Below are 15202 nucleotides of genomic sequence, written 5' to 3'. Positions count from 1 at the left end.
GCTCCTGTGCAAGCCCGAGTTTCCGTTGTGGCCGGGCGGCGGCTGCGGCACCAGTTGGAACAGAGCCCTGCGTTGCGGGACGTGCTGTACCACCCTGCGGCGCTGGCGGCCCGGCGGGCGACCGCGCGGACGTGCCGTCAGCTGGCGCCGAAGACGGCGGACCGGCTGATCGCCGACCTCAAGGGGACGGAGCCGCTGCTGGCGGCCGTCCGGGCGGAGCGGGCGGCCGGAGGCAGGCAGCCGGGGCGGCGGGCGATGCAGATCGCGGCGGGGGTCGCCGCGGCGGCCGTGGTCGGCGGTCTGCTCGCGGGGCCGGTGCCCGCGGCGGCGGCCTACTCGGCGGCGCCGGGTCCGGACGTGGTGAGCACCGCGCCGCAGACGCCGCTGGGGAGCGTGACGAACCCGCAGGTGTTCCCGCGGCCCCAGGAGCAGACGGTGGCCGGGAAGCCGGTCGTGGTGCCGGCGGCGGTGACGCTCGTGACGGCGCCGAAGGCGGACCACGGCGCGGTGGACGCCGTCCACGAGGTGCTCGGGATCGCCGGGGCGACGGACGTCACCCCGCAGCCGGACCTGAACGCCCCCCCGGCCGCGGGCTCTCTCGTGGTGTACGTCGGCGGGCCCTCCGAGGGCGCGGGCAGCGCGGTGGACCGGGCGCTGCGCGACCTGGCCGCCGCGGCCGGAGCGAAGGACGGCGCCGCGCCGTCGCTGATCGGGCTGCCGATCGGCGGCTACGTGCTGGCGGCCGGTCAGCTGCCCGCGCAGGGCGGCGGGACGTACGGCGCGGTGGTGCTGGCGGGCGCGGACGCGGCGGGCACCTTCTACGCGGCGCAGAGCCTGCGGCAGCTGCTGGCCGCGGTGCCGGCCGGGCAGGGGCAGAACCAGGCGCCGGGCGCGTCGGGGCTCGGCCTGCCGGGCATCACGCTGCGCGACTGGCCGTCCGGGGCGCCGGTGCGCGGCACCGCGGAGGCGTTCTACGGCACGCCGTGGACCGCGCAGCAGCGGCTGGACCAGGTGGATTTCCTCGGCCGGTCGAAGCAGAACTTCTACCTCTACGCGCCCGGTGACGACCCGTTCCGGCTGTCCCGCTGGCGCGACGCGTACCCGGCGGAGCAGGTGGCCGAGCTGCGCGAGCTGGGCAGCCGGGCGGCGGTGAACCACGTCACGCTCGGGTACGCCGTCGACCCGGGGCAGTCGTTCTGCTTCAGCTCGGGCAAGGACGTGGACGCGCTGGTGGCCAAGCTGGACGGGCTGCGCGCACTCGGCTTCACCGCGTTCCAGCTGCAGTTCCTGGACGTGAGCTACGACGAGTGGCACTGCTCCGACGACCGTTCGGCGTACGGCACCGGCCCGGCCGCGGCGGCCAAGGCACAGGCGGCGCTGGCCGCGAAGGTGCAGGACCGGCTGATCTCGAAGAACCCGGGCCTGGCACCGCTGTCGATAGTCCCGACCGAGTACCACCAGTCGGGGTCGACTCCGTACCGCAAGGCGCTCGCGGACGCGCTGCCGGCCGGGGTGCAGGTGGCGTGGAGCGGGGTCGGGGTGATCCCGGACAAGATCACGGGCGCTCAGGCGGCGGACACCGCGGGCCTGTACGGGCACCCGCTGGTCACCATGGACAACTACCCGGTCAACGACGCCACCCCGGACCGCCTCTACCTCGGCGCCTACACCGGGCGCGACCCGGAGGTGGCGAGCCGTTCGGCGCTGATGCTGACCGGCGCGATGCAGCAGCCGGTGGCCTCCCGGATAGCCCTGTCGACGGCGGGCGACTTCGCCTGGAACCCGGCCGCGTACAAGCCGGACGAGTCCTGGCAGGCCGCGCTGCGCGCGCTGGCCGGGCCGACCGGCGCCTCGGCCACCCCGGCCGGGTCGGCGCTGTCGGCGGTCACCGCGCTGGCCGGGAACAGCGTGTCCTCGCCGCTGTCCAAGCAGGAGTCGGGCTATCTGACCCCGCTGCTGGACAAGTTCTGGGCGACGGCCGAGCCCACCTCGGGCGCGACGCCCGACCTCACCAAGCTGATAGACGCGGCGGGGCCGCTGCGGGACGCGTTCGGCGCGATGGCCACGGCCCAGCAGACGCTGGCCGGCACCCAGGCGACGTCCGCGCTGGCCGCCGAGGCCGCGCCGTGGCTGGCGCCGCTGCACGACTACGGGCTGGCCGGGCAGGCCGCGCTGGACATGCTGCTGGCCCAGCACGGCGGCGACGGCGCCGCCGCGTGGAAGGCCCGGGTGGAGCTGAACCGGCTGCGCGAGAAGCTGGCCCAGAACCCGGCGACGATCGGCGCGGGCGTGCTCGGCCCGTTCCTGGAGCACGCGCTGCGGGCCGCCGACAACTGGGCGGGCGTGGTCAACGGCGGCATCACCCCGACGACGACGATGGGCTCCGCGCACGACCACGTGCCGGCCCTGATGACCGACGGCCAGGCCGACACCTTCTACTGGAGCTCCGCTCCCCCGCAGCCGGGCGACTCGGTCGGGGTGGACCTCGGCTCCGGGCGCCCGGTCAGCGGCGTCACCGTCCTGATGGGCGGGTGGGGCGACGGCCCGGACGCCCAGACCGCGGTGGACGACTACATCCGCGACGGCGTGCTGGAGTACTCCACCGGCGAGGGCGGCTGGAAGCAGCTGGCCGTGGTGAAGAACCAGAAGACGGTCAGCGCCCAGGTGCCCGCCGGCACGGTGGTGCGGGCGGTGCGGCTGCGCGCCACCGCCGCCCAGAAGACCGCGGTGGCGGTGCGCGAGTTCACCGTGACGGCGCCGGACGAGGCCCCGGCCAGCGTCAGCGGCGGCCCGGCCGCGCTGCCGGGCTCCTCGCCGGCCGCCGTGCTGGACGGCAACCCGGACACCGCGTACCGGGCGGCCAGCGCGCCGACCGCGCAGGACGAGCCGCTGACCGTCGAGCTGGGCTCCGCCCGCCCGGTGGACCGGCTCACCGTGCTGACCGACCCGAACGTGAAGGCCACCGCGACCGTCTCGCTGCGGCGCCCGGACGGCACCTGGTTCGACATCGGGACGGTCAACCCCGGCTACAACGAGCTGCCGGCCGGCGGGCAGCCCGCCGACGCGTTCCGCCTGACCTGGAAGCCGGGCGGCGACCCGCCGGTCGTCAACCAGGTGATCCCCTGGTACGCGGACGCCCCCGCGGCCCGGCTCACCCTGGCCGACCCGTCCCTGGACGTGGTGACCGGCGTGACCGCGCCCGTCCAGACCCAGGCGACGGTGACGGCCGGCCGCCCCGAGGGCACCTCGGGCGCCCTGCAGGCCGCCGTGCCCGCGGCGGCGAAGGGCCTGACGGTGGTGCCGGCGGCCGGGGTGACGGTGCCGCGCGGCGGGAAGGTCGGGGTGCCGCTGCTGGTCAGCGCCGCCGCCGGGACGCCGTCCGGGACGTACCAGGTGCCGGTGCAGTACGTGGCCGGCTCGACCGTCGTCAAGCAGGTCCTGCAGGTGCACGTGGTGCCGCCGACCGGCGGGCCGGACCTGGCGGTCGGCGCGAAGGCCACCTCCTCGGGCAACGAGACGCCGAACTTCCCGGCCTCGAACATCGCCGACGGCGACCCGAAGACCCGTTGGTCCTCGCCCGCGCAGGACGACGCCTGGGTGCAGCTGGAGCTGCCGCGGGCCGTCGACCTGGGCGCCGCCGTGCTGCACTGGCAGGCCGCGTACGCCGCGTCGTACAAGGTCCAGACCTCGGCGGACGGGGTCACCTGGACGACCGCGGCGAGCGTGGACAGCGGCAAGGGCGGCGACGAGACGGTGCGCTTCGACGCCCCGAACACCAAGTTCGTTCGGGTGCAGGGCGTGTCCCGGGCCACCAAGTACGGCTACTCGCTGTGGGGCGTCGAGCTGTACGCCGTGACCCCGCCCGCGCAGCCGCAGGCCCCGGTGGCTCCCCCGGCGCAGCCGGGCACCCCGGGCACCCCGGGCACCACGGGCACCACGCCGGCGCAGCAGCAGCCGGGGCAACAGGCCCCGGGCCAGCAGGCGCCGGCCGCCGGGACGCCGCCCAAGCAGTAGCGGCCGCCGCGTACCCCACCGGGGCACACGGCGGGCCGCCGCGCTCCCCGGTGGGGTGCGCGGCGGCCCATGAGGCGTACCGAGATGTGACGGGGCAGGCCCTTGTGGAGCGGGGTCAGGCGGAGAGCGGTTCCGGACGCTCGCCGCGGCGGACGGGGGCTGTGTGGGCGCCGTGCGCCCGGCCGATCGGGACGGAGTGGTTGGGCTCGGTATGGTCGTGGTGCTCGTACTCGCCCCACTGCGGGGCGCGCAGCTGGTCGGCACCGCCGTACGGCTCCAGGTAGGGCCGCCAGCGCGGGTCCTTGATGCCGGTACCGATGATCCGCCAGGCGAGCCCGGAGGGCGGCGCCGGCGGGCGCTTCATGCGCCAGCCGAGTTCGGTGAGGTGGCGGTCGGCCTTGGTGTGGTTGCAGCGGCGGCAGGCCGCCACGACGTTGTCCCACCGGTGCTGGCCGCCCCGGCTGCGCGGGATGACGTGGTCGACGCTGGTGGCGGCGGCCCCGCAGTAGACGCAGCGGCCGTGGTCGCGGGCGAACAGCGCCCGGCGGGTGAGCGGGACGGGCCCGCAGAACGGGACCCGGACGAAGCGGGTCAGACGGACGACGGACGGCGCCGGAAGGGCGCTGGTGGCGCTGTGCAGAGTGACTCCCGAATCCTCCAGGCTGACCGCCTTGTGGTTGAGGAGCAGGATGAGTGCGCGGCGCATCGATACGACGCCGAGTGGCTCGTAGGACGCGTTGAGGACCAGGACATGCGGCACGGATGCCTCCTTGGACGCCTGCGGCGCGTGGCTCGCGCCGGGACGAGCGGTTGGATCACCCAACGGGTGAGTGATCTCCCCCAGTGTCGCCTTACGCCTTTGTACGGCGCCACCACTCCTGTGTAACGGACCTGACGTGATCTCCGGGTGTGGTTTCCGTCATACCCGATATGCCCGGGGGAAGGTCGGATTGCACCCGGGTGCCCGGCCGGTGCCCCCGCGCGCCCTCCTGGGGGACGGCTCGGCCGGTCGGAGCAGCGGTGAGGCCGTGGGGAGCAGTGGCGCAGCGCTGCAGGGACGCGTACGCGCAGGAGCGCACCGGGGCGTTGACGGGGCGTCCGGGGTGGCCCTCGCGCCGTTCGGTCGGTCCAGCCGGGTGCCCGGTGCCCGCTAGGCTAGGCCGACGGTCCGCGGGCCGGGCTCGCTGCGGCACGGGACCGGTGATGCCCCCTGCAAGGAAGGTCCCGCACGTGTTCCGCTCCGGCGCCCTCGGCCTCGCCGACGCGTCCACCCACCCGGCGACGCCGTCCCCCAGTCCGACCGCGCCGCAGCTGCCCCAACTGGACCTGCGGATCCCGACCAGCACGCAGGAGGTCTCCGACACCACCAAGCAGGCCGCCAGCTGGTTCGACACGCACTGGCAGTCCTGGCTGGCCACCGGGGCGCGGATCGTCTTCGTCATCGTCCTGGCGCTGCTGCTGCGCGCGGTGGTGCGCAAGCTGATAACGCAGCTGATAACGCGGATGGCGCGGGCGCACGAGGCCCACGAGGAGCACGGCCGGATCACCGGGCTGCTCGCCAACACCGGGGTGGTCAACCCGGAGCGGCGCCAGCAGCGCTCGGAGGCGATCGGCTCGGTGCTGCGCAGCGTCGCGTCCTTCACGATCATGGGCACGGCGGCGCTGATGGTGCTCTCCGCGCTGGGGGTGAACCTGGCACCGCTGCTGGCCAGTGCCGGTGTGGCCGGTGTGGCGATCGGTTTCGGCGCCCGCAACCTGGTCACGGACTTCCTCTCCGGGGTCTTCATGATCATGGAGGACCAGTACGGCGTCGGCGACGAGATCGACACCGGGGTGGCCTCCGGCACGGTGCTGGAGGTCGGCCTGCGGGTGACCAAGCTGCGCGGCGCGAACGGCGAGATCTGGTACATCCGCAACGGCGAGGTGAAGCGGATCGCCAACATGAGCCAGGGCTGGTCGACGGCCACCGTGGACGTCCAGGTCGGGTACAAGGAGGACCTCGTCCGGGCCGAGGACCTGATCCAGGAGACGGCCGAGGCGATGTCCAAGGAGCCTCCGTACGACGAGCTGATCTGGGAGCCGGTGTCGGTGCTCGGCGTGGAGTCGGTCGCGGCGGACTCGGTGGTGGTGCGGGTCGAGGCCAGGACGGCGCCGGGCAAGGCGTCGACGGTGGCGCGGGCGATGCGCCAGCGCCTGAAGGCGGCCTTCGACGTGGCCGGGATCAAGGTGAAGGAGGAGGCGACGGCCACGGGCGTGGCGATCGCCGCGGCGCCGGACCCGTCGCCGCCGTCCTCGCTGGCCGATCCGACCTCGGCGCGGTACAAGGCGACCGAGCCGATACCGCTGCCGAAGCCGCCGGCGGACGACCTCACCCGGCCGTAGCGCCCGCCGGGAAGCGTTCGCAAGCACGGACGAGAGCCCCGCTCCCACCACGTGGGGGCGGGGCTTCGTGCTGTCCGGTAACGCTTCGGCATCCACCGCTCGGCGGGCCATTGACACTCGCCGACGCGGACCGTACGGTCCTTCCCAAGCGACTGGAAAGTTTCCTAACAGTTCACGGTCGCCACGCCACCCGCACCGCCCTCGGGAGTCCCCCTGGTACTCCTTCACCTGCCGGAAGAGGAGGATTCTGCGCGTGACCAAGACCACCGCCAAGGCCCCCCTCGCCGGCACCCCCAGCCTCCTGCGCGCCATCAACGACCGCGCCGCCCTCGAACTGCTGCTGGAGAACGGACCGCTCTCCCGCACCCAGATCGGCACCCTCACCGGGCTCTCCAAGCCCACCGCCTCCCAGCTGCTGGCCCGCCTGGAGGCGGCCGGGCTGGTCCTGCCGGTCGGCACCACCGCGGGCGGCCCCGGTCCCAACGCGCAGCTGTACCAGGTGAATCCGGCCGCCGGGTACGTCGCCGGGCTGGACGTCACCACTGCCGAGATCCGGGTCGCGATCGCCGACATCACCGGCAGCACGCTCGCCGAGCACGTCGTACCGGTGAAGGGCGCCCCGGCCGCCGGGACCGTACCCCGGGTCGCCGCGGCGGTCGCCGACGCGACGCGGGCGGCCGGGATCGCCGCGGACGCGCTGCACACCGTCGTGATCGGCGTCAGCGGCGCGCCCGACCCCGTCACCGGCAAGCTGCGCTACGCCTCCCACCTGCCCGGCTGGCACTCGCCGCGACTCGTCGAGGAGCTGTCCGGGGAGATCGGCGCGCCGGTGTCGATCGAGAACGACGTGAACCTCGCCGCCGTCGCCGAGCAGGCCTCCGGCGCGGCGCGGGGCTCCGAGGACTTCGTCCTGCTCTGGGCCGGTGCGGGCACCGGCGCCGCGATCGTGATCGCCGGGCGGCTGCACCGCGGCTTCACCGGCGGCGCCGGGGAGGTCGGCTACATGCCGGTGCCCGGCTCACCGGTCGTGCGGGACGTGCGCCGCCGCAACTTCGGCGGGTTCCAGGACCTGGTCGGCGCACCCGCCGTCCGGGCGCTGGCCCGCGAGCACGGGCTCGGCGCGCCCACCGCCGAGGAGACGATCGCCAAGGCCCTGGTGACCCCGGGCGCCGGCGACGAGTTCCTCCGCGAACTGGCCGGCCGGCTCGCCGTCGGGCTGGCCGTGATCGTCGCCGTCGTCGACCCCGAGCTGGTGATCCTCTCCGGCGGCGTGCCGAGCGCGGGCGGCGAACGGCTGCGCGCCCTCGTCCAGGAGGAACTGGCCCGGCTCTCGATCGCCCGGCCGGAGGTCCGCAGCAGCGCCCTGTCCGGTTCACCCGTCCTGCTCGGCGCGCTCCAGCGCGCCCTGGCCGCCGCCCGCGAGGCGGTCTTCTCCACCCACTGAGCCATCCACTGAGCCACCCACCGACCGCTCCCCTTGCCACCTGAACGCCCCTGCACACCTCTCCCCCAACCCCGACCGCGGGCGACGAGGCGATGACGCCTGCCCGCGCACCCCCAGGAGGACCCCGAAGTGCACCCCACCACTCCCCGCAGAGGCCGCCGCACGATCGCCGCCGTCACCGGCAGCGCCGTCCTGGCCCTGCTCGCGACCGCCTGCACCGGCAGCAACGGCGCCGGCGGCAGCGACGACTCGGCGAGCGGCAAGGACGTCACCATCACCTTCTGGCACGGCTGGAGCCAGGACAACGAGGTGAAGGCGATCAACGACAACATCGCCGCGTTCGAGAAGGCCCACCCCGGCATCCACGTCAAGGCCGTGGGCAACATCGCGGACGACAAGGTCAACCAGGCCCTGCGGGCCGGCGGCGACGACGCGCCGGACGTGGTCTCCTCCTTCACCACCAACAACGTCGGCATGTTCTGCTCGACCAAGGCCTTCATCGACCTCAAGCCGCTGCTGGAGAAGAGCGGCATCGACGCCGCCAGGACCTTCCCGTCGGCGATGCTCAACTACACGCAGTTCCAGGGCAACCAGTGCACCCTGCCGCTGCTCGGCGACGCCTACGGCCTCTACTACAACAAGAAGGCCTTCGCCGCGGCCGGCATCACCTCCCCGCCGAAGACCTTCAGCGAGTTCGCCGACGCCGCCGCCAAGCTCACCGTCCCGGACGGCGACGGCTTCAAGCAGCTCGGCTTCATGCCGAACTACCACGGCTACGAGTCCACCACCGAGCACTTCCTCGGCCAGTACGGCCCGACCTACTTCGGCGCCGACGGCAAGTCGACCATCGCCACCGACCCGAAGGTCGCCGCGATGCTCACGTGGCAGAAGGACCTCACCGACAAGCTCGGCGGCTTCGACAAGCTGGAGAAGTACCGCTCGGCCTTCGGCGAGGAGTTCAGCGGGAAGAACCCCTTCCACACCGGCCAGGTCGCGATGGCCATCGACGGCGAGTGGCGCACCGACTCGCTCGCCGGGAGCAAGCCCGACTTCGACTGGGCCACCGCCCCGTTCCCGGTGCCGGACGACCAGGCCGCCACCTACGGCCGCGGCTACCAGACCGGCACCGTCATCGGCATCACCCGCAGCAGCAGGAAGCAGGCCGCCGCCTGGGAGCTGGTCAAGTACCTGACCACCGACACCGACGCGGTCGTCGGCTTCGCCAACGCGATCCACAACGTGCCGAGCACCTTCGACGCGCTCAACTCGCCGAAGCTCACCAGCGACCCGAACTTCAAGACCTTCCTGGACATCGCGAAGAACCCGAACTCCGGCACCACCCCGGCCAGCGCCAACGGCGGCGCCTACCTCGTGTCGCTGCAGAACCTCGGCTACGCGTACGAGTCCGGCAAGCAGACCGACCTCGCGGCCGGCCTCGCCGCCACCGCCAAGGAGATCGACGCCGCCATCGCCCAGGCGAAGTAGCGCTTCGCCGGCAGAACTTCGCAGCAGAACCTCGGAGCACCCCATGGCACTCGCGTTCGGCACCCGCAGGGGCACCGGACCCGCCGACCCGGCGGCGCCCTCCACGCAGCACCTGCTGCGCCGGAAGCGCCGCCGGGAGGCGGCCCGCACCCTCGCGTTCCTCTCCCCCTGGCTGATCGGCTTCGGCGTCTTCTTCCTGTACCCGCTGATCTCCACCGTCTACTTCTCCTTCATGAAGTACGACGGGTTCTCGGCCCCCACCTTCGACGGCCTGAAGAACTGGGACTACGTCTTCAACCACTACCCCTTCTTCTGGCAGGGCCTCGGCAACACCCTCTGGCTGGTCGTCGTCATGGTGTCCCTGCGGGTGGTGTTCGGGCTCGGCACCGGGCTGCTCATCACGAAGATCAAGAGCGGCGTCGGCTTCTTCCGCACCGCCTTCTACCTGCCCTACCTGGCCCCGCCGGTGGCCGCGACGGTCTCCTTCGCCTTCCTGCTCAACCCCGGCACCGGCCCGGTCGACCACTTCCTCGGCGAGCTCGGGCTCCCGCAGCCCGGCTGGTTCGCCGACCCGAACTGGTCCAAGCCCGCGCTCACCATGCTCGCCGTGTGGGGCATCGGCGACCTGATGGTCATCTTCATGGCCGCCCTGCTGGACGTGCCCAAGGAGCAGTACGAGGCGGCCGAACTCGACGGCGCCGGACCGCTCCAGCGCTTCCGGTACGTCACGCTGCCGAACATCGCGCCGATCATCACGTTCGCCGTGGTCACCGGCGTGATCCAGACGATGCAGTACTACACCCAGGCGATCGTCGCCGGGCGGGTCGCCAGCGGCATCGCCGGCAACTCCGGGCAGCAGTTCGAGCCCGGCTTCCCGCAGGGCTCCACCTGGACCCTGCCGCAGATGGTGTACAACCTCGGCTTCCAGCGCTTCGACACCGGCTCGGCCTGCGTCGTCGCCCTGGTCCTGTTCGCCATCGCGATGGCCGTCACCTCCCTCCTGCTGCGCCGCCGCTCCGGCTTCATGGCGAGCGAGGACTAGCGCGTGTCCCGCGGACACAGCGGACCAGTGAGGACCCTTCCATGACCACCAGCACCCCCACACTCACCAAGTCGCCCTCCTCGCCCGGCGGTTCAGCCCTGGCCGGGACCGCGCTGCGGGCCGCCCGGCGGCGCGCCGCGCTCAACTGGGTGGCCGTCCACGCGCTGGGCATCGCCGCCGCGCTGTTCTTCGTCCTCCCGTTCGTCTTCGCCTTCCTGACCTCCGTCATGACGGACGGCCAGGCGCTCACGACGAACTACTGGCCCACCTCCTGGCAGTGGGGCAACTACACCAAGGTGTGGGAGGCACCCGGGTTCCTCACCTGGTGGCGCAACACCCTGGTCTACGCCGGCGCCGGCACGCTGCTGACCGTCGTCTCCAGCCTGCCGGTCGCCTACGCGCTCGCCAAGTTCCGCTTCCGGGGCCGCAGACTGGCGCTCATGGCGGTCATCTCGATGATGATGCTGCCGCCGCAGGTCACCATCATCCCGATGTACCTGTTCTGGGCGAAGCAGATGCACCTCACCGGCACGCTGTGGCCGCTGATCGTCCCGATGGCCTTCGGCGACGCCTTCTCCATCTTCCTGCTGCGCCAGTTCCTGACCACCATCCCCAAGGAGTACGTCGAGGCGGCCCGGATCGACGGCTGCGGCGACGTGCGCACCCTGCTGCGCGTCGTGCTGCCGATGGCCAGGCCGGCCGTCGCCGCCGTCGCCCTGTTCCAGTTCTTCTCCTGCTGGAACGACTACTTCGGCCCGCAGATCTACGCGAGCGAGAACCACGCCGCCTGGACCCTCGCCTACGGCCTGGAGTCCTTCAAGGGCGCGCACCACACCAACTGGAACCTCACCATGGCCGCCACCCTCCTCGTGATGGCGCCGGTGATCATCCTCTTCTTCTTCGCACAGAAGGCCTTCATCGAAGGCGTGACACTGACAGGGGTCAAGGGCTGATGTCCGCACTCAAGTCCGCCGGGTCCGCTCTCAAGCTGGCGATCGTCGGCGGCGGTTCGACGTACACCCCGGAACTGGTCGACGGCTTCGCCCGGCTGCGGGACACCCTGCCGATCGGCGAGCTCGTGCTGATCGACCCGGCCGCCGAACGGCTGGAGCTGATCGGCGGGCTGGCGCGACGCATCTTCGCGAAGCAGGGGCACCCGGCGGCCGTGTCCCTCACGACGGACGTCCCGTCGGGCGTGACGGACGCCGACGCCGTCCTGCTCCAGCTGCGCGTCGGCGGGCAGGCCGCCCGCAACCAGGACGAGACGTGGCCGCTGGAGTGCGGCTGCGTGGGCCAGGAGACCACCGGCGCCGGCGGGCTCGCCAAGGCGCTGCGCACCGTCCCGGTCGTCCTGGACATCGCCGAGACCGTCCGCCGGGCCAACCCGGACGCCTGGATCGTCGACTTCACCAACCCGGTCGGCATCGTCACCCGTGCCCTGCAGAACGCCGGGCACAGGGCCGTCGGCCTGTGCAACGTCGCGATCGGCTTCCAGCGGAAGTTCGCGGCGCACCTCGGCGTGGACCCGGAGCTCGTCCGGCTCGACCACGTCGGGCTCAACCACCTCACCTGGGAGCGCGGCGTCACCCTGCTCGACGCGCCGGGGGCGGCGAGCGGGCGGGAGGTGCTGCCGGAGCTGCTCCGCGACTTCGGCAAGGAGATCGCCGAGGACCTGCACCTGCCGCGGAACGTCATCCAGCGGCTCGGCGTCGTCCCGTCCTACTACCTGCGGTACTACTACCAGCACGACGAGGTCGTCGAGGAGCTCAAGGCGCAGGGCTCGCGCGCCGCGCAGGTCGCCGAGATCGAGCGGCGGCTGCTGGAGCTGTACGCCGACCCGGCCCTCGACACCAAGCCCGAGCTGCTCGGCGAGCGTGGCGGCGCGTTCTACTCCGAGGCCGCCGTGCAGCTCATCGCGGCCCTGCTCGGCACGGGCGGGGGAACGTCCGTGCAGGTCGTCAACACCCGCAACGACGGCGTGCTGCCGTTCCTGCCCGACGACGCCGTCATCGAGGTGCCGGCCGAGGTCGACGCCGCCGGCGTCCGCCCGCTGCCGCAGCGGCCCGTCGAGCCGCTGTACGCCGGCCTCGTCGCGGCCGTCACCTCGTACGAGCACCTCGCCCTCGCCGCCGCCCTGCACGGCGGACGCGACCGTGTGTACGACGCCCTGCTCGCCCACCCCCTGGTCGGCCGATTCGACCTCGCCGACCGGCTGACGGACCGGCTGCTCGCCCACAACCGCGAGCACCTCGCCTGGGCCTGACGTCGCCGTGGACGGCCCGGCCCGCGATGTGAGGGTGTCGCGGGCCGGGCTCCGCGAGCGGACCGCCCACCCCCGGCCGGAACCCATCGGCCGGGCCACGTACGAGTCGCAGGGACCTGATGACCCACCAGCCCGAACCACTCCTGCCCGGCGTACTCGCCATCGACGCGGGCAACTCCAAGACCGACGTCGCCCTGATCGGCGCGGACGGCACCGTCCGCGGCACCGCCCGCGGCGGCGGCTTCGCGCCGCAGAGGATCGGCGGCGCGGCGGCCGTCGCCGGCCTCGCCCCGCTGGTCGAGCAGGCCGCCGCCGCGGCCGGGTACCCGTCCTGGAGCGGCAGGCTGACCAGCCACGTCAGCGCGTGCCTCGCCAACGCCGACCTCCCGGTCGAGGAGGAGGCGCTGCGCACCGCGCTGGAGTCCCACCCCTGGGGCGCCAGCAACACCGTCGTCAACGACACCTTCGGCCTGCTGCGCGCCGGCACCGACGGCCCGCGCGGCGTCGCCGTCGTCTGCGGCGCCGGCATCAACTGCGTCGGGCTCCTGCCGGACGGCCGCACCGCGCGCTTCCCCGCCCTCGGCGAGCTCACCGGCGACTGGGGCGGCGGCGCGAGCCTCGCCGGCAACAGCATGTGGCACGCCGTGCGCGCCGAGGACGGGCGCGGCGGGCCCACCGCCCTCGCCCGGGCCATCGCCGAGCACTACGGCCTGCCCAGCGCCGGCGCCGTCGCCGAGGCCGTCCACCTCGGTCACCTGCCGGCGGTGCGCCTGCACGAGATCGTCCGGGTGCTGTTCGCCGTCGCCGGCGGGGGGGACCCCGTCGCGCTGGAGCTCATCGACCGGCAGGCCGACGAGATCGTGCGGCTCGCCGTCGTCGCGCTCACCCGGCTGGAGCTGCTGGACGCGCCGACCCCGGTCGTGCTCGGCGGCGGGGTGCTCGCCTCCCGGCAGCCGCTGCTGCTCGACAACCTCACCGCGCGGCTCGCGCAGGCCGCGCCGCTGGCCGAGCCGCGGGTCGTCGTCGCGCCGCCGGTGCTCGGGGCGGCGCTGCTCGGACTCGACCACCTGGGGGCCGGCGCCGGGGCGCAGGCCCGGCTGCGGGAGGCGTACGAGGCCTCGCGGCCGGTCGCGGCGTAGGCCGCTGCGTGAACCTCCCGTCCCCGTCGGGTCCGCACATCCGACGGGGGCGGGAACCGGGCCCCGACCGGCACACGTGTACCCGGATGTCCGCGTCCGCCACACCGCCGGGGAGACTGGTGCCATGGCCGCGCCCCGAATCCTGCTCACCGCCCTGCTCTCCTGCACCGCCGCGGCCATCACCGTCGTCGGCCTGGCGTCCTGCACCCCGGCGGACGAGAACCCCACGGTCATGAGCGCGTCCGGCGAGCTCGGCGGCTCGAACGACGACCCCGACGACCCCGGCGACCCGACGGACGCGTCCGACGACGCCGTCGAGGCCGCCCCGCCCGCGCCGTCGTCCTCCGCCGCCCACTGCTCGCCGGCCGGCGAGCGCCCCGGGCACAGCGTGCTGCGCGTCGTCGCCGCGGACACCGTCGACCCCGCCGAACTCACCGCCCGGGCCACCCGGTACGTCTGCGGGCCGAACCGCTTCGAGCCCGCGGGCGACCCGGTGCGCTACTCCTTCGCCGCGGCCGGCGTCGACGCCGCCCTCGTCGATGCCTCCCTCGTCGACCAGCAGCAGGGCGACCCCGCCAAGCCGGTGCCGCTGCCCGCGTTGCTCAACCACCTCGACGACTGCCTCGCCTCCCGCGCTCCCGACGCCCCGTACGGCTGCTACGGCAACACGTACGACGTCGTCCTCGACTCGCACGGGCGCATCATGCGGATCACCGAACTCGCCCGTCCGTAGGGCCTCGGTGCCTTTGGGCGAGTGTTCCCGGGGCCCGCCCCTCGCGATAGGTTGGCGCCCCAGGAGATTCGGAGGAGCGGGCGACGTGCGTGCACACGAGCCGGGCGGCGCGGGGGGAGCGGCGGACCGTTGCCCCTCGCCCGAGCGCTCGCCCGGCCGCGCCCGCGCCATCGCCGGCAAGATCGACCACCTGATCTCCCGCGAGGCCGCCCGGGCCGGCGGACGCACCCCCACCTACCGCGAACTCGCCGACCGCATCAACACCCTGGCCGGCCGCGACGTCATCTCCAAGGACACCATCCGCAACCTCCACCACGGCGTGACGCAGAAGGGGCAGAGCCCCAACCCGACCGTCGACACCCTCGACTGGCTCGGCCGCGGCTTCGGCATCCGGCAGGGCGCGGCCTACTTCCTGGACGACCGGAGGACCGCCGAGGTCGACGAGCATCTCGACCGCCTGGAGAAGTTCGGCGACCTGCAGCAGGCCCTCGGCAACTCCGGGGTGGTCAGTCTGGTCAAGCGCGCCTCGGGACTGTCCGACAACAGCCTGGACATGCTGCTCGCGCTCGCCGACCGGCTCAAGAGCCTGGAGGAAGGGGCGCCGGGCGCAGCCCGGATCGTCGCAGGCCAGAACACCGCCGTCGAGCCTCCGGCAGCGGGCTGACCGGGCAAAAGCGAGCCCCGGCCGGGACGACCCGGC

The 15202-nt window shown here is 73.6% G+C and carries 11 protein-coding genes; 10 read left to right on the top strand and 1 reads right to left on the bottom strand.

Annotated elements, in window-relative coordinates; genetic code table 11:
* The first annotated feature begins 6 nt into the window (after positions 1–6).
* On the top strand, positions 7–4014 hold the full coding sequence (locus tag ACWCXH_RS22825; RefSeq protein WP_449803291.1) for a beta-N-acetylglucosaminidase domain-containing protein: 4008 nt from the start codon (positions 7–9) through the stop codon (positions 4012–4014).
* 115 nt (positions 4015–4129) lie between these two features.
* On the opposite strand, the gene ACWCXH_RS22820 is transcribed toward ACWCXH_RS22825, so the two are convergent.
* Positions 4130–4774, bottom strand: coding sequence for an HNH endonuclease (locus ACWCXH_RS22820; protein ID WP_449803290.1), 645 nt, complete (start codon positions 4772–4774; stop codon positions 4130–4132).
* 470 nt (positions 4775–5244) lie between these two features.
* Here ACWCXH_RS22820 and ACWCXH_RS22815 point away from each other — a divergent pair, with 470 nt between their 5' ends.
* The 9 genes from ACWCXH_RS22815 (at position 5245) to ACWCXH_RS22775 (ending at position 15166) form a co-directional block, all read left to right on the top strand.
* Positions 5245–6396, top strand: a complete 1152-nt coding sequence (locus ACWCXH_RS22815; protein ID WP_449803289.1) for a mechanosensitive ion channel family protein — start codon at positions 5245–5247, stop codon at positions 6394–6396.
* 253 nt (positions 6397–6649) lie between these two features.
* Complete coding sequence (locus ACWCXH_RS22810; RefSeq protein ID WP_449803288.1) at positions 6650–7840, top strand: ROK family transcriptional regulator; 1191 nt, start codon at positions 6650–6652, stop codon at positions 7838–7840.
* A 129-nt stretch (positions 7841–7969) separates the two neighbouring features.
* The gene (locus tag ACWCXH_RS22805; protein ID WP_449803287.1) at positions 7970–9325 is read left to right on the top strand and encodes an ABC transporter substrate-binding protein; all 1356 of its coding nucleotides are present in this window, start codon (positions 7970–7972) and stop codon (positions 9323–9325) included.
* 43 nt (positions 9326–9368) lie between these two features.
* Positions 9369–10367: a carbohydrate ABC transporter permease gene (locus ACWCXH_RS22800; protein ID WP_449803286.1), complete on the top strand. Its 999-nt coding sequence runs from the start codon at positions 9369–9371 to the stop codon at positions 10365–10367.
* 41 nt (positions 10368–10408) lie between these two features.
* A complete protein-coding gene (locus ACWCXH_RS22795) occupies positions 10409–11320 on the top strand; it encodes a carbohydrate ABC transporter permease (RefSeq protein ID WP_449803285.1) in 912 nt (303 codons plus the stop codon).
* Positions 11320–12630, top strand: coding sequence for a 6-phospho-beta-glucosidase (locus ACWCXH_RS22790; protein ID WP_449803284.1), 1311 nt, complete (start codon positions 11320–11322; stop codon positions 12628–12630). Before ACWCXH_RS22795 ends, ACWCXH_RS22790 begins: the two co-directional genes overlap by 1 nt.
* Before the next feature lie 119 nt (positions 12631–12749).
* Positions 12750–13769, top strand: coding sequence for an N-acetylglucosamine kinase (locus ACWCXH_RS22785; protein WP_449803283.1), 1020 nt, complete (start codon positions 12750–12752; stop codon positions 13767–13769).
* A gap of 124 nt (positions 13770–13893) precedes the next feature.
* On the top strand, positions 13894–14502 hold the full coding sequence (locus ACWCXH_RS22780; RefSeq protein WP_449803282.1) for a hypothetical protein: 609 nt from the start codon (positions 13894–13896) through the stop codon (positions 14500–14502).
* An 85-nt stretch (positions 14503–14587) separates the two neighbouring features.
* Entirely contained in the window at positions 14588–15166 is a 579-nt protein-coding gene (locus ACWCXH_RS22775) for a hypothetical protein (RefSeq protein ID WP_449803281.1), read from the top strand.
* The last annotated feature ends 36 nt before the right edge of the window (positions 15167–15202 follow it).

The sequence above is a fragment of the Kitasatospora sp. NPDC001660 genome (genome assembly GCF_053596725.1).
Note: the sequence above shows the minus strand (reverse complement) of the source record. Positions and strands in the feature narration are given on the sequence as shown.